This is a genomic window from uncultured Sneathiella sp. (assembly GCF_963973085.1).
Lineage (GTDB): Bacteria > Pseudomonadota > Alphaproteobacteria > Sneathiellales > Sneathiellaceae > Sneathiella.
The window spans coordinates 374,514-394,441 of record NZ_CAXAXA010000001.1; the positions used below are offsets into that span (position 1 = coordinate 374,514).

At 58.0% G+C, this 19,928-nt stretch carries 17 protein-coding genes; 6 read left to right on the forward strand and 11 right to left on the reverse strand.

Annotated elements, in window-relative coordinates; translation table 11 throughout:
- Positions 1 to 3: 3 nt before the first annotated feature.
- From AACZ19_RS01750 to AACZ19_RS01765, 4 genes are all read right to left on the reverse strand, one after another.
- Positions 4 to 1,593: a peptide chain release factor 3 gene (locus tag AACZ19_RS01750; RefSeq protein ID WP_339630544.1), complete on the reverse strand. Its 1,590-nt coding sequence runs from the start codon at positions 1,591 to 1,593 to the stop codon at positions 4 to 6.
- Positions 1,594 to 1,705: 112 nt separating this feature from the next.
- Positions 1,706 to 2,941, reverse strand: a complete 1,236-nt coding sequence (locus tag AACZ19_RS01755; RefSeq protein ID WP_339630546.1) for a potassium/proton antiporter — start codon at positions 2,939 to 2,941, stop codon at positions 1,706 to 1,708.
- A gap of 105 nt (positions 2,942 to 3,046) precedes the next feature.
- Positions 3,047 to 4,057, reverse strand: a complete 1,011-nt coding sequence (locus AACZ19_RS01760) for an NADP-dependent oxidoreductase (protein ID WP_339630548.1) — start codon at positions 4,055 to 4,057, stop codon at positions 3,047 to 3,049.
- Positions 4,058 to 4,186: 129 nt separating this feature from the next.
- The gene (locus AACZ19_RS01765) at positions 4,187 to 5,815 is read right to left on the reverse strand and encodes a 3-(methylthio)propionyl-CoA ligase (protein WP_339630550.1); all 1,629 of its coding nucleotides are present in this window, start codon (positions 5,813 to 5,815) and stop codon (positions 4,187 to 4,189) included.
- Between the two features lie 223 nt (positions 5,816 to 6,038).
- On the opposite strand from AACZ19_RS01765, the gene AACZ19_RS01770 reads away from it, so the two are divergent.
- From AACZ19_RS01770 to AACZ19_RS01780, 3 genes are all read left to right on the forward strand, one after another.
- Positions 6,039 to 6,467 carry a hypothetical protein gene (locus AACZ19_RS01770; protein WP_339630552.1) on the forward strand — a complete coding sequence of 143 codons (429 nt, stop codon included), beginning with the start codon at positions 6,039 to 6,041 and terminating at the stop codon, positions 6,465 to 6,467.
- Complete coding sequence (locus AACZ19_RS01775; protein WP_339630553.1) at positions 6,454 to 7,365, forward strand: sterol desaturase family protein; 912 nt, start codon at positions 6,454 to 6,456, stop codon at positions 7,363 to 7,365. The genes AACZ19_RS01770 and AACZ19_RS01775 overlap by 14 nt, the downstream gene beginning before the upstream one ends.
- Before the next feature lie 88 nt (positions 7,366 to 7,453).
- Complete coding sequence (locus AACZ19_RS01780; protein ID WP_339630555.1) at positions 7,454 to 8,881, forward strand: NAD-dependent succinate-semialdehyde dehydrogenase; 1,428 nt, start codon at positions 7,454 to 7,456, stop codon at positions 8,879 to 8,881.
- 3 nt (positions 8,882 to 8,884) lie between these two features.
- Here AACZ19_RS01780 and AACZ19_RS01785 read toward each other — a convergent pair whose 3' ends face one another.
- Together AACZ19_RS01785 and AACZ19_RS01790 are read right to left on the reverse strand one after the other, a co-directional pair.
- On the reverse strand, positions 8,885 to 9,883 hold the full coding sequence (locus tag AACZ19_RS01785) for a glutathione S-transferase family protein (RefSeq protein WP_339630557.1): 999 nt from the start codon (positions 9,881 to 9,883) through the stop codon (positions 8,885 to 8,887).
- Between the two features lie 88 nt (positions 9,884 to 9,971).
- The gene (locus AACZ19_RS01790) at positions 9,972 to 10,892 is read right to left on the reverse strand and encodes a lysophospholipase (RefSeq protein ID WP_339630559.1); all 921 of its coding nucleotides are present in this window, start codon (positions 10,890 to 10,892) and stop codon (positions 9,972 to 9,974) included.
- Between the two features lie 150 nt (positions 10,893 to 11,042).
- On the opposite strand from AACZ19_RS01790, the gene AACZ19_RS01795 reads away from it, so the two are divergent.
- Positions 11,043 to 12,446, forward strand: coding sequence for an aspartate aminotransferase family protein (locus AACZ19_RS01795; RefSeq protein ID WP_339630561.1), 1,404 nt, complete (start codon positions 11,043 to 11,045; stop codon positions 12,444 to 12,446).
- 21 nt (positions 12,447 to 12,467) lie between these two features.
- Positions 12,468 to 13,316 carry a DMT family transporter gene (locus AACZ19_RS01800; protein WP_339630563.1) on the forward strand — a complete coding sequence of 283 codons (849 nt, stop codon included), beginning with the start codon at positions 12,468 to 12,470 and terminating at the stop codon, positions 13,314 to 13,316.
- 30 nt (positions 13,317 to 13,346) lie between these two features.
- Here the strand turns inward: AACZ19_RS01800 and AACZ19_RS01805 are convergent, their stop codons facing one another.
- From AACZ19_RS01805 to AACZ19_RS01815, 3 genes are all read right to left on the reverse strand, one after another.
- Positions 13,347 to 13,781: an ester cyclase gene (locus AACZ19_RS01805; protein WP_339630565.1), complete on the reverse strand. Its 435-nt coding sequence runs from the start codon at positions 13,779 to 13,781 to the stop codon at positions 13,347 to 13,349.
- Positions 13,782 to 13,795: 14 nt separating this feature from the next.
- The gene (locus AACZ19_RS01810) at positions 13,796 to 14,533 is read right to left on the reverse strand and encodes an SDR family oxidoreductase (protein WP_339630567.1); all 738 of its coding nucleotides are present in this window, start codon (positions 14,531 to 14,533) and stop codon (positions 13,796 to 13,798) included.
- An 88-nt stretch (positions 14,534 to 14,621) separates the two neighbouring features.
- The gene (locus tag AACZ19_RS01815) at positions 14,622 to 14,825 is read right to left on the reverse strand and encodes a hypothetical protein (protein ID WP_339630568.1); all 204 of its coding nucleotides are present in this window, start codon (positions 14,823 to 14,825) and stop codon (positions 14,622 to 14,624) included.
- Positions 14,826 to 15,011: 186 nt separating this feature from the next.
- Between AACZ19_RS01815 and AACZ19_RS01820 the strand changes: the two genes are divergently transcribed.
- Complete coding sequence (locus AACZ19_RS01820; RefSeq protein WP_339630569.1) at positions 15,012 to 15,668, forward strand: helix-turn-helix transcriptional regulator; 657 nt, start codon at positions 15,012 to 15,014, stop codon at positions 15,666 to 15,668.
- On the opposite strand, the gene AACZ19_RS01825 is transcribed toward AACZ19_RS01820, so the two are convergent.
- Both AACZ19_RS01825 and AACZ19_RS01830 read right to left on the reverse strand, forming a co-directional pair.
- A complete protein-coding gene (locus tag AACZ19_RS01825; RefSeq protein WP_339630570.1) occupies positions 15,665 to 18,787 on the reverse strand; it encodes an efflux RND transporter permease subunit in 3,123 nt (1,040 codons plus the stop codon). The genes AACZ19_RS01820 and AACZ19_RS01825 overlap by 4 nt on opposite strands.
- The gene (locus AACZ19_RS01830) at positions 18,787 to 19,881 is read right to left on the reverse strand and encodes an efflux RND transporter periplasmic adaptor subunit (RefSeq protein ID WP_339630571.1); all 1,095 of its coding nucleotides are present in this window, start codon (positions 19,879 to 19,881) and stop codon (positions 18,787 to 18,789) included. The genes AACZ19_RS01825 and AACZ19_RS01830 overlap by 1 nt, the downstream gene beginning before the upstream one ends.
- Positions 19,882 to 19,928 lie beyond the last annotated feature (47 nt).

A 19,928-nucleotide genomic window follows, 5' to 3' on the forward strand; every position in this document is an offset into this window, starting at 1 on the left:
TGTTTAGGATGATTGTTCTTTCGTTTTCAGGAACTTGATCTTCGGCCAGTCCTTCTCGGTCCGTTCCAGATGCCAACTATTGCGGGCAAGGAAAACCGGCGCGTCGTCATGATCCTCGGCCAGCGAAGCCTGGTTGGCGTCGGTGAATTTCTTGAGTTCCCGCGCATCCTCTGCCTCGACCCAGCGCGCCGTATAAAGCTCCGTCTGCTGGAAATTGACGGGAATGTCATATTCCGTGCGGATACGATCTGCCAGCACCTCGAACTGGAGGCCGCCGACGACGCCGACAACCCAGTCAGAGCCCATGCGCGTCTTGAAGGTGCGCGCGGCGCCCTCTTCTGCCAGCTGGATCAAGGCGCGGCCCAAATGCTTGGCGCGCATCGGATCGACGGGGCGCACTTTTTGCAGCAATTCCGGCGCAAAGCTCGGGATGCCAGTGAAGCGGATTTCCTCCCCCTCCGTCAGGGCGTCACCGATGCGAAGGTTACCGTGGTTGGGAATACCGATAATATCGCCGGGCCAGGCCTCTTCAGCCAGTTCCCGATCCTGCGCGAGGAACAGCACCGGGTTATGGATATTCATGATCTTGTCGCTGCGGACATGCTTCAGCTTCGCACCGCGCTTGAAATGCCCGGACACCAGCCGCATGAAGGCAATACGGTCGCGATGCTTGGGATCCATATTCGCCTGAATCTTGAAAATAAATCCGCTGACCTTGCTTTCCAGCGGCGAGACATTGCGCGCGGCGGACGGGGCGAAGCGCGGGCTCGGCGCCATTTCCGTCAGCCCGTTCAGCAGGGTCTCGACGCCGAAGTTATTGATCGCGCTACCGAAATAGACGGGGGTCATGGTGCCTTCCAGAAAGGCATTCACGTCAAACTCCGGACAGAGGCCGCGCACCATCTCGATATCCTCGCGGAGCTTGGCGACATCGGCTGCGGGCAGCAGTTCGTCCAGCTTCGGATCATCCAGTCCGTTGCAGGTCACCCCCTCATCGAGATGATTGCCCTTGCCTTTCGAGACGAGAACAAGCCGGTCATTGAACAGGTCGTAACAGCCAAGGAAATTGCGGCCCATGCCGATCGGCCAGCTTGCCGGGACCACATCGAGGGCCAGTGTCTGCTCGATATCATCCAGCAGATCGAACGGGTCCAGCGCCTCGCGGTCAAATTTGTTGATGAAGGTGGTGATCGGCATATCGCGAAGTCGGCAGACCTCGAACAGTTTGCGGGTCTGGCTCTCGATCCCCTTGGCGCCGTCCAGCACCATCACGGCGCTGTCGACCGCCGTCAGGGTGCGGTAGGTATCCTCGCTGAAATCCTCATGGCCCGGGGTGTCGAGCAGGTTAAAAGTTTTTTCGCGGTAATCAAACGTCATGACGGAGGAGGCAACAGAAATGCCCCGCTCACGCTCCACCTTCATCCAGTCGGAGCGCGCGCGGCGTTGCTCCCCGCGTGTCTTGACGGCACCGGCAAGCTGAATGGCGCCGCCGAACAGCAGCAGCTTCTCGGTCAGCGTCGTCTTGCCCGCGTCCGGATGGGCGATAATCGCGAAGGTCCGCCGGTTGGCGACCCGTTCTTCCAGCATCGTCATGATATATCCTGATCGGCCTCGCGCCAATGGCTTTGAGGCTTGAAAAAAGGGCCAGCGACGGGGTTTTCCCGACCGCAGGCTGGCGACTAGATAAGGCTTTTTTCGCTAAAAATCAATCCTTGGGTTTCTCAAGCGGAAGCTCCGCCTCCCCCTCCGGCTCGGCGATCAGTCCAAGCCAACGCGCGGCAAGTGATATCGTCCAGCCCTGCAGAATGAGAGAGACAATCACCACGACAAAAACCACATCAAAAAAGCCGGAACTGAGTGGTCCCGGGCTAATCACCGGAATGATGGCGAGGAAGATCGGCACCGCACCGCGCAAGCCTACCCAACCGATAAAGGCCTGCTGCCGCCAGCCGATCCGGAAGGGAGTCAAGGAGAGGCTGGTGGCAATCGGCCGGGCAATGAAAATCAGCACCGCCGCAATGCCGAGCCCCAGCGGTATCTGTGCGATCAGCTCCTTCGGTGTCACTAGCAGCCCGAGGATCAGGAACAGCACAATCTGACTGATCCAGGAAATGCCGTCATGAAACTGCCGCACCCGCTCGGTCTGGTGGGTCATGCGATCGCGAAGGAGTGCCCCGGCGATGAAAACCGCGAGAAACCCGCTACCCCCCAAGAGGGCAGTCAGGTTGAAGAGCAGCAACGCAGAGGCCATGGCGAAGGGCGCGAACAGGCTGACCGGCATCCGCACGCGATTAATAAAGAAGGCGATCAAAACGCCACCGATAATTCCGGCCACAAGCCCATAACCAAGCTGGCGGCCCAGTTCCGGCAGGAACGAGATGAAAGTCGCTATATCCAGCGGCAGCTCGTTATCGACAATCGCTACCATGGTGATGGTCAGGAAGATAGCCATGGGATCGTTAATCCCCGCTTCCACCATCAACGTCTCGCCAAGACCGTCTTTGAGCTGGATATTCCTCTGGCGTAACAGCAGGAAGGTGGCCGCCGCATCGGTGGAGCCGACAACCGCCCCCAGCAAAAGGCAAATCTGCAGTGGCAGGTCGAAAATAAGAAAGATCAATCCGCCGACAATCCCCGCCGTCGCCAGAACGCCGAATATGGCGAGCACGATTGCCGGTGCGGCCGCCTTTCGAAAGGTATCCCGCGTCGTATCCAGTCCGCCGGAGAAGAGCACCAGCGCCAATGCGATGGAGCCAACCTCGTAGGCCAGGTTAAAATCATTGAAACTGACACCGCCAATCCCGTTTTCGCCCATAAACATGCCGACAAACAGGAAGAGCAGCAGGAACGGAGCGCCGAGACGTTCGGCAATGGGGGTCAGGAGACAGCCTATGAGAAAGAGAAACGAGACAAAAATCAGCAGTATCTCAAGCGACTCCATTAACGCCGTTTCCCTTCATTTATGGTGAAGCCAACAGAGTATAGAGAAAAGGCGCCGCCGTAAATTGGCGACGCCTTGCATTCCTGAGAAAATTTTCGTGTCAGATCAGTCCTCGATCACTTTCAGGACAAGCTTGCCGGTATTCTCGCCCGAAAAGAGCTTGAGCAGGACTTCCGGAAAATTTTCGATGCCCGTCTCGACCTGGGTGCGGAATTTGAGCTTGCCCTCGCTGTACCAGGTCGCCAGCTCCTTCACCCCTTCGCCATAGCGCGAAAGATAATCAAAGACGACGAAGCCTTCCATCCGCGCGTGATGGACCAGCAGGTTGATATAATTCTGCGGCCCGCGCATGGCCGTGGTGTTGTTATATTGCGAGATGGCACCGCAAATCACGATCCGCGCATGACGGTTGATGCGGGCAAGTGCGATATCGAGGATCTCGCCGCCAACATTGTCGAAATAGACATCGACACCGGTTTTCAGCGGCTCTTTCAGGTCCTGCAGGAAGCTCTCCGACTTGTAGTCGAGGCAGGCATCGAAGCCGAGTTCATCGACGACATAAGCACATTTCTCAGCGCCACCCGCGATACCAACGGCACGGGCGCCCTTGATCTTCGCAATCTGCCCGACGAGGGAGCCGACCGCCCCGGCCGCGCCGGAGACCAGCACTGTATCACCCTCCTTCACCGCGCCGACATCCAGCAGGCCGAAATAGGCCGTCAGCCCCGGCATGCCGAGACCGCCGAGATAAGTCTCGATCGGCGCAAGGTTCGGGTCGATTATTGTGAGGTCCTTCGCCAACGCCTTGCCATATTGCTGGATGCCGAGGGTGCCGCTGACGAAGTCGCCGGTCTTGAAGCTGTCGCTGTTGGAGGCAATGACCTCCCCCACCGTGCCGGCGCGCATCACCTCGCCGATCTTCACCGGCGGAATATAGGAGCGACCTTCATTCATCCAGCCGCGCATCGCCGGATCGAGAGAGCAGTAATGGATTTTCACCTGCACTTCGTCCGCACCGATCTCCGGCAACGGCTCCGTGGTGAAGTCCCAGTCGCTGTCCTTCGGCACGCCAACGGGCCGCGCTTTGAGACGATATTGCTTGTTCAATGTCGGCATGATGTTTTCCCTGTCTTGTTTGCTTCCTGCCACAGTTATTGCTTTTGTCGGTCAATACAATGGAGTTCATTGCGTAAAACAAAAAAGCCGGACTTCCGCCCGGCTTTTCGCTTTGTGACATCGTTGGCGTTACGCCGTTGGCAGTTTATAGTCCTTGAAATCCTCGCGGAGTTTGGTTTTCAGGAGCTTGCCTGTCGCCGTATGCGGCAGTTCATCGACGAAAACCACGTCATCGGGCAGCTGCCATTTGGCAAGCGTGTTCTCCAGATGCTTGATGACGTCGTCGCGGGTCACGGGATGGCCCTTTTCCTTGACGGCGATGACCAGTGGCCGCTCGTCCCATTTCGGATGCGGGATGGCAATCACGGCGGCCTCGACAATACCGGGGCAGCCCGTCGCCTCATTCTCCACATCGATGGAGGAAATCCATTCCCCGCCCGACTTGATCACGTCCTTGGAGCGGTCGGTGATCTGCATATAACCGTCCGGATCGATGGTGCCGACGTCCCCGGTCGAGAACCAGCCATCCTCGTCGAGGACATTGCCGCCCTCCCCCTTAAAATAACCGTTGGTGATCCAGGGGCCGCGCACTTTCAGATCGCCAAAGGCGACGCCATCACGCGGCAGTTCGTTATTGTCGTCATCGGTGATCTTGAGCTCGACGCCAAAGACAATCCGCCCCTGCTTGACGCGGATATCCGTCTTTTCCTTCTCGGAAAGGTTTTCATGCTTTTTGAGCAGGTTGCCGGTGGTGCCGAGCGGGCTGGTTTCCGTCATGCCCCAGGCATGGATCACCTCCACTCCGTAATCATTCACGAAGGTATCGATCATCGAGCGCGGCGCAGCGGAGCCGCCGATGACCGTGCGCTGCATGGTCGAAAATTTGAGCTTCTTTTCCTTCACATGACCGAGCAGCATCATCCAGATGGTCGGCACGCCCGCAGAGAGGGTCACGCCTTCCGCTTCCATCAGTTCATAAAGGGATTCTCCGTCCATTGCCGCACCTGGCATCACCATCTTGGCGCCGCACATGGCTGCCGCATATGGCAGGCCCCAGGCATTGGCATGGAACATCGGCACCACGGCGAGGATGGAATCCCGGTTACTGACGCCAAGGCCGTCATTCGCGCAGACACAGTAGCTGTGGAGCACAGTCGAGCGGTTGGCATAGAGGACGCCTTTCGGGTTGCCCGTCGTGCCCGAGGTATAGCAGAGCGAGCAGGCGGTCATCTCGTCAAACTGCGGCCAGTCAAAGTCGCCATTCTCCCCGCTCAGCAGGGTTTCATAGCAGAGCAGGTTATCAAGCTCGCTGTCGGGCATATGCTCCTGATCCGTCATGACGATGAAGCCCTTGACGTTTTTCAAGTGATCCTTCAGCGCCTCGATCAGCGGAACGAAGGTCAGGTCGACAAAGATATATTTGTCTTCCGCATGATTGACGATATAGGCAATCTGTTCGGGGAACAGGCGCGGATTGATCGTGTGGCAGACCGCGCCCATACCAGAGACGCCAAAGTAAATCTCCATATGGCGGTAGCCGTTCCAGGCAATCGTGCCGATGCGGTCGCCCAGTTCCACGCCGAGCTTGCCCAGCGCCTGCGCCAGCTTTTTCGCGCGCAGATTGACGTTGCGGTAATTGGTGCGGTGGATCGGCCCTTCGACCGAACGGGAGACAATTTCGACATCGCCATGATTGAGACCGGAATATTCGATTAAAGAAGAAATCAGCAGCGGCCGATCCTGAATAAGACCTAGCATTAAATACATCCCATGTTTGTTATTTGTTAGACTGTTGGCCTCAGCATAAAACTGCACTCGCGTCAGGTAAAGGCCCTTTGAGATTCGCCGGTTTTGCGCCTGTGTAAAGGCGCTTGACGCAGGGGCAGCGCGGCATTGCGACCATTATGAAACGCTAATTTTGTCTTTGTTGCCAATTTTTTGTATCAATAGCAGGAAATGCAACGAATCAAGGGGCCCATAAATGGCCATCGATCCTTTGGTCCTTCTGCCCGCCGCGGGCATCGCCGTACTGATCGTGATAATATATATCCGGCTGGTTGCCGGACGGCGCGACGCGCGTCTCACAACGGAGGAACTGGATACTTTCCTGCGGTTTCAGGAACCGGAGCGCACTGTCGCCCGCTCTGCGCTCAGCGAGGACGGGAAATATGCCCTTATCCGCTGGTGCGATGGTGAAGGCATTGGACTTGTGAGGGGCTTCGGTGACAAGCTTGTCTATCAGTCGCTGACGGCGGAGGATCTATCAAAATGCACATTGGATACAAATGCGCACGCGCTTAGAATCCCGCGTCAGGGCTTTGCCTTTCCGCCGATTATATTCCGCCCTGCCGCGGCGGACACCCACGCGGTCGAGGCTTTGATAAAAGGAGAGACGGATGCAGCTGCCTGACCCGGTGACATTCGCCATCCCCGCCTTTGTCCTTCTCATCCTGATCGAGGCGATGATCGGACGCTATGCGCCGAAGAAATCCAATTACGAGATGCGCGACAGCGCCGCCTCGCTCCTGATGGGACTCGGTAATTTCGCCATTGGCCTGGTGAATTTCGGAATTGTCGGCGCCGTCGCGCTCTGGGTCTATCAGTATCGCCTGTTCGATATCGGCTATCACTGGTGGGCCTTCGTGCTGATCCTGTTCGCGGAAGATTTCTGCTATTACTGGTTCCACCGCCTCAGCCATGAGCATCGCATCTGGTGGGCGGCGCATATCAACCATCATTCCTCGCAGTATTATAACCTCTCGACGGCGCTGCGCCAGACCTGGACCGGCGGACTGATCGGAACCTGGATTCCCTGGCTGCTGCTGTCGCTGATCGGGTTTCCGCTGGCCCTGATCGTCTTCCAGAAGGGAATCAGCCTCGTCTACCAGTTCTGGATCCATACCGAGGCGATCGACAAAATGTGGAAACCGGTCGAGGCGGTGATGAACACACCCTCGCATCACCGGGTGCATCACGCGATCAATCCGCGCTATCTGGACGCCAATTACGCAGGGATTTTTATCATCTGGGACAAGATGTTCGGCACCTTCGTGCCCGAGGATAAGACCGAGCCCTGCCGCTATGGCATCGTCAAGCAGATCGCGAGTTTCAATCCGCTGGTCATCGCCTTTCATGAATGGGCCGGCATTGCCTCCGACCTTGTGCGGGCGAAAAGCCTGAAGGCCGCCTTCTTCTATCTGTTTGGCCCGCCAGGCTGGAGCGAGGACGGCTCCCGCCTCACCTCCCGCATGATCAAGGAGAAGGAGCAAGCCCGTCTTTCCCGGCAGACGGCAGAGGCGGCGGATTGACCCGCTTTACGGATGCGGATAAATGAGTAAACTGCGCGGCAATCAAGAACAGGAATAACTCCGCTCATGCGAAAGGTTTCAGGAAACAATGTATATTGATGGAAAATGGCTCTCTGCGGATAGCGGCAACAGCTTCGATGTTCTCAACCCGGCAACCGGTGATGTGATCAAGCAAGTCGCCGATGGCGGCGCGGCGGAAGCCACCCGCGCGGTCGAGGCGGCAGATGCGGCCTTTCGCGACTGGTCCAAAACCACCGCCTATCAGCGCAGCGCCTATCTCTACAAGGCCTATCAGATCATGATTGAGCGGAAAGAGGATCTCGCCCGCACCATGACCGAGGAACAGGGCAAGCCGCTGAAAGCCGCCCGTAATGAGGTGCAGTACGGCGCCGACTTCCTGCTTTGGTACGCGGAAGAAGCAAAACGCGTGAACGGGAAAATTCTTCCCTCCGGCCGCACCGATCAGCGCTTCATGGTGCTGCATCAGCCTGTCGGCGTGGTCGCGGCGGTCACCCCGTGGAACTATCCGATCTCGATGATCACGCGAAAAGTCGGCCCGGCGCTCGCCGCCGGCTGCACGGTCGTCCTCAAGCCCGCCGAGGCCACCCCGCTCTGCGCCATCGCCATGTTCGGGATATTCGAGGCTGCCGGTATTCCGCCGGGGGTCGTCAATCTGGTGACCGCGGCAGACCCGAAGCCCATCGGCGAGGTTTTCACCAGCCATCCGTCGGTCCGCAAGCTCACCTTTACCGGTTCCACCAATGTCGGCAAGATGCTGGCCGGTCAGGCAAGCGCCAATATGAAACGCGTCTCGGCGGAGCTTGGCGGTCATGCGCCCTTCGTCGTGTTCGAGGATGTGGACCCGGCCCATGCGGCAAAAGGCGGGTCGCTGGTCAAGTTCCTCAACACCGGGCAGGCCTGCATCAGCCCGAACCGCTTCTTCGTGCAGAATGGTTCCTACGATCAGTTCGTCGCCACCTTCGAGGAACGGGTTTCCAAGATGAAAGCGGGCAGCGGGTTTGAGGATGGCGTCGCCATCGGTCCGCTCGTTAATCAGGCGGCCATCGACAAGGTCGACCGGCAAGTGCAGGACGCGATCAGTAAAGGTGCCGAGCTGGTGACCGGCGGCATGGCGCTCAAATCCAACAATCTCGACAAAGGATATTTCTACGCGCCGACGGTGCTCGCCAATGTCACCGAAGACATGCTGATCTACCGGGAGGAGACTTTCGGTCCCGTCGCGCCGATCATCCGCTTCGAGAGCGAGGACGAAGTACTGGAAAAAGCGAACGATACCGAATACGGCCTCGCCGCCTACGTCTATACCCGCGATATCTCCCGCGCCATGCGCATGTTCGAAGGGCTTCGTTTCGGCATCATCGGGATCAATGACATCAACCCGACCAGCGCCGCCGCCCCCTTCGGCGGCATGAAGGACAGCGGCCTCGGCCGCGAGGGCGCAAAAGAGGGCATCATAGAGTATCTGGAAACCAAGCTCGGCGGTTTTTCGATCTAGGGATCAGCTAAGGATTTTAATCCCCGCCTCACCGATCAGACCATCGACGATGTCTTTGGCTTCCTTGGGGAGGGACAGATAACGCGTCTTCAATTCATCGAGGCATTTCACCTGATATTTGAAGACTACTTGCGAATAGAGCTTGCCTTCAAGTTCGACAGAGAAGGTCTCTTCCCTGCTTTCGACCGCCGCCGCATTGGCCGCAAGGAACGGGAGATAGACTTCTCCGCTGTACGCAATCATCCCCTTCGTCATTGGCGGCAGATCGCCGACGGCGAACCAGTCCCCCTCGATCCCGGAGGCGTCATCGAGTTGCCGGAGCCAGCTTTCCGCCCGTTGCGCCTCTTTGCGCATGATCGACATCGGCGTCGGATCGATGGAGAGCGTCCGGAGCTGCCCGTAAAGCCCGAAGTCGGCAATCGAGGGCCGCGTCCCGAACAGATATTTATACTGGCCAACATCGGCATCGAGCAGCGCCAGGATATGATGATATCCCGCCTCGATAATTGGGGCGTTTTCCGGCGTGCAACCAACAAGGGGCATCCGGCCAACCTGCCGGTCGGTAAAGAACCGGGCAAATTTTTCGCGCTGTTCCTCCGTTGCGCCGGGAGAGCGATCATCGGCGATCCAGCGCGCCGCGTAATGAATATCCGCGTCATAGGCCCAGCGGTAATGGAACATCATCTTGGTGACCCACTCATCGCCCATATCCTCCACCAGATGGGCGAGGAAGGCATGGGCGGGGTTATCGGGAATAACCGAGCGGCCCGCAGGGTGCCGGTCCTCCAGCATGTAGATCAGGCGCGTGCTGTCGAGATGCAGGCTGCCGTCTTCGGGCAGTTTCAGCACCGGCACCAGAACCGGGCGCAATCCTTCCAGTAAATGATCATTCTCCTCCGTTCGGAGAATCCAGTTATAGGGCAGCCGCCGGTAATGCATATGGGCGCGCATTTTAAGGGAATAAGGGGAGGCGTTGCCGCCGATAAGGGTATAGCGATCCATGGCCGGGCTCCTGTTGTTGTTCCTTGTTATGGAGGGCGGAAAAACTTTAGGACAACGGCCCGGACAAGTCCAGCCAGGAAAAAGCCTGTCAGGTCACGCTGTTCGCCCAGGCGATAATATCGGTAAAAACCTCGTCGCGGTTGATCTCGTTGAGCATTTCATGACGGCCGCCGACATAGAATTTATGGGTGACGCGGGTGAAATTATGCCGGTGATAGGCAGCGAGCAAGCGCTTGACCCCCTCCGTCCTCTCGCCGACAGGATCCTCGCTCCCGCTGAAGATAAAAACCGGCATCTGCTTGTCCATCTTTTTCAGCGCCGAGCCGCTGGTGATCCGCGGCAGGGCATCCATAAGGCCGGTCCAGGTGGCGACGGAACAATCAAAGCCGCAGAGCGGATCGGCGATATATTTATCGACTTCGGCCTCGTCTCGCGACAACCAGTCGAATTCCGTCCGGTTCGGCGCGAAGGGTTTGTTGAAGGTCTTGAAAGTCATGTTCTCGATGACCGGGCTATGCCCCTTGGCTCCGAAACGGAGTTTTTCGAACCGCGCCAGCAACTGCCCGGCCCGGCCGATCGGGCCCGGTGGTCCGTTGGTGGCCGACAGCACGGCTCCGGCGATGGTCTGCCCATACTCCGCCATATATTGCTGCACCATGAAGGAGCCCATGGAATGGCCGAACAGCAGGATCGGCAGGCCCGGATGGCGCACCGCGATGTCCCGGTTCATCATATGGAGTTCCTCAACCGCCATGTTCCAGCCGCCCGCGTCCGCCATATGGCCGGGCGCCCGACCCGGCGGAATGCTGTGCCCGTGACCGCGATGATCATTGGCATAGACCGCATAGCTGAATTCATTGAGCGCCGCGGCGAAATCCGCATAGCGGGCGCTATGCTCGGCCATGCCATGGGCAATCTGTATAATCGCCTTGGGTTTCTTGTCTCCCGGCCAGTAGTTTATATGGATTGGCAGGCCGTCCACGCCCGATAATGTAAATGCCTCAATCATACGGATACTCCCCCCTTACGCCACCCCATTAAGCCATGATCCCGGCGCGCAGACAAGAATGTTGCAAACGGTCTTTGACAGCGCCCGGATATAAGCTCTACAAATAGGTTCTGATCCTGACACCGCCAAATTCTAATCGAGGATATTGCAATGAGCAGCCCCAGTTTACTTCAGGGAAATTCCCTCGCCGCCCGCGACGCCAAAAGCCTGATCCACGCCTACACCAACCTGTCCACCCATGAAAAGGACGGGCCGCTGATCATCGAGACCGGCAAGGGCGTGCATGTCTATGACGAAGACGGCAAGGAGTATATTGAGGGACTGGCCGGGCTCTGGTGTGCCTCCTTCGGTTTCGGCGAGGAAGAGCTGATCAATGCCGCGATCGAACAGATGCGCAAGCTGCCTTTCTATCATTCCTTCGCCAGCAAATCGACGGAACCCGGCATCCGCCTCGCCGAGAAGCTGTTGGAAATCGCGCCGGCGCCCTTCTCCAAGGTGTTCTTTGCCAACTCCGGGTCCGAAGCCAACGACACGGTGATCAAGCTGGTCTGGTACTACAACAACAGTCTTGGCCGCCCGAAGAAGAAAAAGATCATTTCGCGGCAGAAAGCCTATCACGGCGTGACCGTGGCCGCCGCCAGCCTGACCGGCCTGCCGCCGCTGCATAACGACTTCGACCTGCCGATCCAGAATATCCTGCATACCTCCTGCCCACATTATTACCGCTACGGCAAGGATGGCGAGACGGAAGAGGAATTCGCGAGCCGCTGCGCCGACGATCTGGAACAGCTGATCCTGAAGGAAGGCCCGGATACAGTCGCCGCCTTCATCGCCGAGCCGATCATGGGCGCGGGTGGCGTGATCATCCCGCCCGCCACCTATTTCGACAAGATCCAGGCGGTTCTCAAGAAATATGACGTGCTGATGATCGCCGACGAGGTCATTTGCGGATTTGGCCGGACGGGCCCGATGTGGGGATCGCAGACCTTTAACATCAAGCCCGATATCCTCTCCTGTGCCAAGGCGCTTTCCAGTGCCTATCTGCCGATCTCGGCGGTCATGGTATCGGAAGACATATTCCGCGGAATGGTCAAGCAAAGCGAGAAACACGGCGCCTTCGCCCATGGCTTCACCTATTCCGGTCATCCGGTACCCGCCGCCGTGGGCATGCGAACCATGGAACTGATGGAGGAAAGGGATCTTCTTGGCCATGTGGACCAGGTCTCGAAACGCTTTGTCTCCCGCTTCAAGGCGCTGGCCGACCATCCGCTGGTTGGCGAGGTCCGCGCAATGGGCATGATCGGCGCGGTCGAACTGGTCGCCGACAAGAAAACGAAGCAACCCTTCGATCCCAAGTTCAAGGCGGGAACCAAGGCTTATGAGGCAATGCAGCAGGCGGGGCTCATCAGCCGCGCGGTCGCCGGGGACAACCTCGCCCTCTGTCCGCCGCTGATCATCACGGAGAGCGAAATCGACGAGATGTTCGACCGCTTCACCAAAGGCCTCGACGAGACCGAAGCCCTCGCCTCAAAGGAAAACTGGCGCAACGGCTGAAGCGAATCCGGAGAGTAGCTTGTGGCGTTGCCGGTTTTTATCATTGTGCTGATCGCGGCATTGTTCCATGCGACCTGGAATACATTCGTCAAGATGAATGGCGACCGCACCTTGTTCATGGCGCTGCTGGTGGCGTGCGGCGGGTTGGGTGCAGTGGTGACGCTCCCCTTTCTCGAATTTCCCGCGTCCGAAAGCTGGCCCTATATCGCGCTCTCCATCCTGCTGCATAACGGCTATTACCTGTTCCTGATCGCCGCCTATAAATATGGCGATCTCAGCCATGTCTATCCGCTGGCGAGGGGATCGGCACCCCTAATCGTGGCCGGGCTCTCCGTCCTGATCGTCGGGGAGCAGTTGAGCCAGCTTGCCTGGATCGCCATTATCATTATGGCCGTCGGGATCATGAGCCTGTCCCTCACCCGCAACGCCCAGAACCTGCGCAACCCGACGGCTGTTTTCTGCGCCCTTGGAACCGGGATATTCATCGCCGGCTATACGGTGACGGACGGCATCGGCGGCCGCCTTGCCGGCGATGTCCATAGCTATGCGGGATGGATGATGGCGCTGGACGGGTTTCCGATTATCGCCTATCTCGCCGTAAAACGCGGGCCTGTCATCGTCGCTCAATGTCGCCCGATGTGGAAACCAGCGCTGGTCGGCGGGCTGCTCAGCCTCGCCGCCTACTGGGCGGTGATCTGGGCCATGTCAGTCGCCCCCATCGCCCTTGTCGCCGCCGTGCGGGAAACCAGCATTATCTTCGCCCTGCTGTTCGGCGTCTTCTTCCTGAAGGAACGGCTCAGCCTGACCCAGCTATGTGCCATCTTCATGACCATGCTCGGCACCGTGCTGCTAAAGCTCAATCGCCCCTAAAAAATCCGGCGAAAGTCGGGATCGCGCTTTTCAGACGAAGTCGGAACTGGCGGCGGGGCCGAGTTGCTGTTTCACAGAATCGATATCGCCAAGCACCCAGAGCGCTGTGATCTGCCTTCCATCGCCCTTGAAGAAAGCACCACCCGCCCAGATAATCGTCTTGCCGGTACCGGGAACGCCATAAAACTGTCCCTTGTGAGTGCCGGAAAATTTCATTCTCGCTGCGGCGCTGTCACCTGCGTCCACGACCTCCTCGATATCGCAGCGAAAATCGGGAAGGCCCTCCCAGAGCTCGTGCATATAGGCGATGAATCCTTCCGGCCCGCTCCGGACCGGCCCCAATGAGCCACGGAAGTCGAAATCTCTATGCAGGATCTCCCGCGCGCAATCTTCGCCTTTCGCATTCCAGGCCTCATGATAGAACCGTTCAATCAGACATGTCAGATAGTTATCGGCACCGTCCATCGTCTCATCCCCGGCTATACGTGCTGGCCGCCATTGATATGAACTTCCGCACCGGTCACGTAGGACGACGGCGCATCGCAGAGGAAATAGATGGTCGAAGCGACCTCCTCCGGTTTGCCGAGACGGCGGAGCGGGATATCCTTGATCATGTCCTCCGTCCCCGGCGACAGGATCGAGGTGTCGATCTCCCCCGGGGCAATCGCATTCACCCGCACGCCGTGGGGGCCAAAATCCGAAGCCAACTCCCGCGTCAGTGCTGACAGCGCCGCCTTAGACGTGCCGTAGGCGGACCCGGCAAACGGATGGACATGCCCTCCGGCAATGGACGTGACATTGACAATAGCGCCCTTGGCCGCGACCAGCTCGTCAAACAGGCCCTGCGCCAGCATCAACGGCGCGAACAGATTGACGTTATAGACATGAAGCCAGTCGGCATAGACAGAGTTGAGGGTGTTGAACCGGGCCCCCTCCGGCCCCTTCGGCGACACACCGGCGTTATTCACCAGCGCATGCAAGGGGGCGCCATCCAGCTTTTCGCGAATATGCTCGATTGACTTGGGGAGCGCCTCGATATCCGCAAGATCGATCTGCAAATGGTCCTTCTCGCCCCCTTCCCACGGGCAATATTCCGAAAAGGCATGGCGCGACACGGTCAGCACCCGCCAGCCCGCCGCGCTGAACCGCTTCACGGTCGCATGGCCGATCCCGCGGCTCGCCCCGGTCAGCAATAGAACTTTCTGTGTATCCGCCATTTAACCGATCCTTGAGAAGAGAAGCGCCGCCCGTATCATAGCCTTACCGCGTCCATGATCAAACACCGATTCCGGCAACAGCCAAAAATCAGCTGGAATGACACGGCACCAGCGTCAGTTCTGCCGCCGGGCGGCGACCGATAATTTCCGCCGCCATATGGACAAGATATATAATCTCGTCATCGGTAATGCGATAGGTCTCGATCAGATTGACCAGATAGCCGACGCCGTTTTCCTCGCCATTCAGAACACATTCATAACCGTTGATGACATCCGCCAATATCGAATTCACTGTCTTTCTCCCTTACCAAAGCCCAAGGTCAAAAACCTGTGTTGTCCCCCTCCCTTAGTATATGAAATTTTTACAATGCCCACATAATAAAATAGGTATGAAATTTATTATTTTAGTTTTCCTAAAAAAATACTAGTATATGAACGGGTATCAGAATTCTGTTCAGACGGGTAATGGAGCCGCGAGATGAGTGATCGGGAAATTTTCGGCCGAATCAGGGACGCGAGGGAGAGTCTCGGCCTCTCCCAAAAAGCGATCTCGGAGAAGCTGGGTTGTAGCCATCAGGCCTGGCAAGGATATGAAGCGGGCAACAACCTGCCCGGCGGCAAGATCCTGCAAAGACTTAATATTTTAGGGATAAGCATCGACTGGCTGCTGTCCGGGCGGGGCAGTGTCCTTGACAATGCCATCGGAGCGGAAACGGGTGCGATTACCTATATTCCCCGTATCGAGGCCCGGCTCGCGGCCGGGCACGGCGCGCTCAATGACCGTCTGCAAATCCGCGACTATATCCCCTTTGCCAAGACCTATTTACAGCAAAAACTCGGTCGCGGCACGATCGAAGGGCTGTCAGTTCTGGAAGTCAGCGGCGACAGTATGGAACCGACGATCAGAGACGGCAGCCTCGTCCTCGTCGACCAGATGGATCAGGATATCTCCGGCTCGATCATGGCTTTCGTCCATGAAGATTGCGCCTATATCAAGCGGTTGCAGAAATATTTCGGCGGCATCGATGTCGTCAGCGACAACAAGGATCTCTACCCGCCGCACCAGATTCGCGACGCCGACCTCGATCAGTTGACGATCATCGGCCGGGTCCGCTGGATTGGCAAGACCCTCTAAACCTGAGGCTGTTTCTGCTTGTCGACATGGGTGGTTTCAAGCTCGTTCAGCCGGGCCGCAAGATAACCGGACGGGCGACTGAACCGGGCCAACAGGATATAGACGACCGGCACGACGAACAGTGAGAGAACCGTCGAGAAGATCAGCCCGCCGATGATCACGATCCCGATGGCCTCCCGGCTTTCCGCCCCGGCGCCCGTAGCAACTGCGAGCGGAACTGCACCCAGCGCCGTTGAAATCGTCGTCATCAGGATCGGCCGCAGACGGATGATCGCCGCCTCCTGAATGGCCACCAGAATCTCCTTGCCCTCATCGCGGAGCTGGTTGGCAAATTCAACGATCAGGATCGCATTCTTCGCCGTCAAGCCGATCAGCATGATCATCCCGATCTGGCTATAGACATTCAGCGTGAGACCGGCAAGCAGGATCGAGCCCAACGCCCCGGTCACCGCCAACGGTACTGTGGTCATGATGATCAGCGGATGAATAAAACTCTCGAACTGGGCCGCAAGCGCGAGAAAGACCACCAAAAGTGCCGTCACAAACGTAAAGACAAGGGCCTGATTGGAGTCCTTGTAGGACCGGCTGAGCCCGTCATAAGAGATGCTCGCGTCCTGACCCGCCTCATCGCGGATCAGCGTTTCCAGATAGTTCAATGCCTCTTCCAGAGAGTAATCCGGCCCGAGGGAGGCGGAAATCTGCACACTGCGCAAGCGGTCAACGCGTTTCAGATCCCCCGGCCCCGCCCGTTCGCTCAGACTGACGATACTGGACAGAGGAATAAGCTCGCCTGAGGTTTCGGATCGGACATAGATATTCGCAAGATCGTCACGGGTGCGACGGTTTTCCTCCTGTGCCTGGACGATAACTTCATACTGCTTGCCGCCCTGATCATAGGTGGTGACGTTCCGCGCGCCCATCAGGGTTTCCAGCGTCCGGCCGATCGTCTCGATCGAGACGCCGAGGTTGGAGGCCCGGGCCCTGTCAATCTCCACATGGATCTGCGGCTGGGTTTCCTCATAATCCTTGTCAAGATTGAGGAGCTGCGGGTTCTCCTGCGCCCGCTCCATTACCCGGTCCACCCAACCGTTTATTACGTCATAGGACGGGCCGCCGACATTGACCTGAACCGGTGCGGAAAAGCCGCGCTGCCCCAGGCTGCCGGGATTGATCGCAAACGCCCGCACGCCCGGTATCGCCAGCAGGCCCGGAAAGACACTCTTGACAATATCCTGCTGCGATCGTTCCCGCTCCTCCCACGGGACAAGGCGGGTGAACATGAAGGCCTGATTCACCGGACCGGGCTGGCGGAAGGTGCCGAGAAAGGCAAAAAAGCTCGTGGCCTCGCCGCTGTCGCCCAGCGGTTTCAGGACTGCGTCGATCTTTTCGACATTTTGCCGTGTGTAATCCATCGTCGCCCCTTCCGGCGCGCGAACGGAAATATAGAAAACCCCGCGATCTTCTGTCGGCGCGAATTCTTTTGGAATGGCCTCGTAAAAATTATAAGCCAGCGCCGAGAACCCGATTGCCAGCGCTACGACGATCAGCGGTATCTTGAGCGTCCAGCCGAGCAGCCGTCCGTATCCGGCGGCGAGGCCTGTGAACAGCCGTTCCGTCGATTTATAGAACCAGCCCTCCTTCTTCGCCTCCACCAGTAATTTCGAGCACAGCATCGGCGTCAATGTCAGCGCAACAAAGCTGGAGAACATGACGGCAGCGGCAACCGCCACGCCAAACTCGCGGAATAGCCGGCCAGTTGTGCCGTCGAGAAAGGAAATCGGGATAAAAACGGCGATCAGCACAACGGTCGTCGCGATCACGGCGAAGCCGACCTGCTTGGCCCCCCGGTTCGCGGCCAGCAGCGGCGGCTCCCCCGCCTCTATGCGCCGATGGATATTCTCCAGCACAACAATGGCGTCATCGACGACCAGCCCGATGGCCAGCACGAGCGCCAGCAATGTCAGCACATTCACCGAATAATCGAGGGCCGCGAGAATAATCAGTGTGGAAATAATCGATACCGGTATGGCGACGGCAGGAATGAAGGTCGCCGCAACGGAGCGCAGGAAGAAGAAGATCACCAGAATCACCAGCACCATGGCGATGCCGAGGGCGATAAACACTTCCTTGATCGACTGGCTGATGAAGACCGACTGATCATAGGATGTCTTTATACTCAGGCCATCAGGCAAGCTGCGCTGCAACTGAGCGACAATTGCCTTCACCCCGTTCGCCACCTCCAGCACGTTCGCTCCCGACTGGCGAACAATGCCAAGCCCGACGCCCGCCCGCCCGTTCACCCGAAGGTTCGTCCGGTCATTTTCCGGCGCCACCTCGACCTGGGCGACATCCCCCAGACGAATACGACCGGCAGCTTCGTCATAAATGATGATCTGGCGGAATTCTTCCGGTGTTCTGAGGTCGGACCGGGTCTTGATGCTGAATTCGCGCATACTCGATTCGATCCGGCCCGAGGGAATTTGCACATTCTGCGCCCGGATGGCCGCCTCGATATCGCCAATCGTCACTCCACGCGCCGCCATCGCCGCCGGATCCAGCCAGATGCGCATAGCATAGCGGCGGGCGCCGCCAATGCGGACCTGCGCCACACCGTTCACGGTGGAAATCGCATCGACCAACGACCGCTCCGCATAATCCGTCAGCTCAAGTTGATTAAGCCGGTCACTGGTCAGCGACAGCCAGAGGATTGCCTGGGCGTCACTCTCGGACTTGGAGATACGTGGCGGATCCGCCTCTTCGGGCAGCAGGTTGGCGATGCGGGCAACTCGGTCGCGCACATCATTTGTGGCGGATTCAATGTCCCGGTCCAGGCTGAATTCCACATTGACGGAGGAATACTCCTCCCGGCTGCTCGACCAGATCCGTTCAATCCCGCTGATCCCGGCGATTGAGTCCTCAATCACTTGCGTGATCTGGCTCTCGATGATCTCTGCCGCCGCGCCGCGGTAACTGGTCTGGATGGAGACATGTGGGCTATCCACATCCGGATATTCCCGCACACTCAGGGACTGGAATGAAAACAGGCCGAACAGCACCAGAACAGCCGAACAAACAATGGCGAGGACCGGCCGCTTGATGGCAAGTTCGGGGAGTCCCATCAGGAAGCCTGCGACGTCTGGACGGCCATGCTGACGTCAACCGGCGCCCCGTCTTTTACTTTTTGCAGCCCCTCGACGATCACCTGATCACCTTCATCCAGTCCCTCAACAATTTCGGCGAAACCATTGATACGGCGCCCAAGCTTAATTGGCGTGCGCATCGCTTTTCCATCGCGGACCGCATAGACGAGCGGGCCGGATATCGTCAGGACAACAGCCTCCTCTGGCACCATCAGGGCATTCTCGTCAATACTAACCTGCAACTGAACCGAGAGGAACATGCCCGGCTTCAACAACGCTTTGTCATTGGGGACAACTCCCCGGACCCGGATCGCCCGGGTCACGTCATTGACCCGGGTCGAGATTGTCTTGACGGTGCCGTCAAACACCGCGTCCGGATAGGCGACACTCTGGGCGTTGAAATTCTGCCCTGGCTGGACATCCGCGACGCGATTTTCCGGCAAATCGAAATCGACCTTGATCGTTTCCGTATCATCCAGCGTCGTGATCGTGACGCCCGGCTGCACCAGAGAACCAACGCTGACTTCGCGAAAACCGAGGACACCGGAAAAGGGCGCCACGATCCGATAATCATTGATCCGCGCCTTCTGCGCCTCAACGGCTGCTTCTGATGCCAGAAGTTCCGAATACAGCAGATCAACCTGCGCCTTCGCCACGTTGCGGGCTTCATAAAGCTTGAGGGCCCGGTCATAGAGTTTCCGGGCATTATCCCGTGCGGCCTGCGATTCGTTGAGATTAGCCCTAAGTTCCGTGTCGTCCAGCTGAACAAGCAATTTGCCAACCTCGACCTTCTGTCCTTCGGAAAAATTCAGCGTGCTGATCTTGCCGGTTACCTTTGAGGTGATCACGACAGATTCATTGGCCCGCGCCGTGCCGACGGCCGTAATATTGCGGGGCAGCGGGCGATTGACAACCGCCGAAACAATGACGCTCTGCGGGCGCTGCGGGCGTGTTTTCGCCTCCGGCGTTTCATTACCATTCCCCAGAAAGGGTAGACGATCCTGATACTGCCAGGCGCCGTAGCCGAGAGCAGCAACGACCAGAATGATGATTAATTGTGCTGTTTTACCCATTAAAATCCAGTTTCGCTCCGCCTATATCATAACAGAATTGGGCGTGA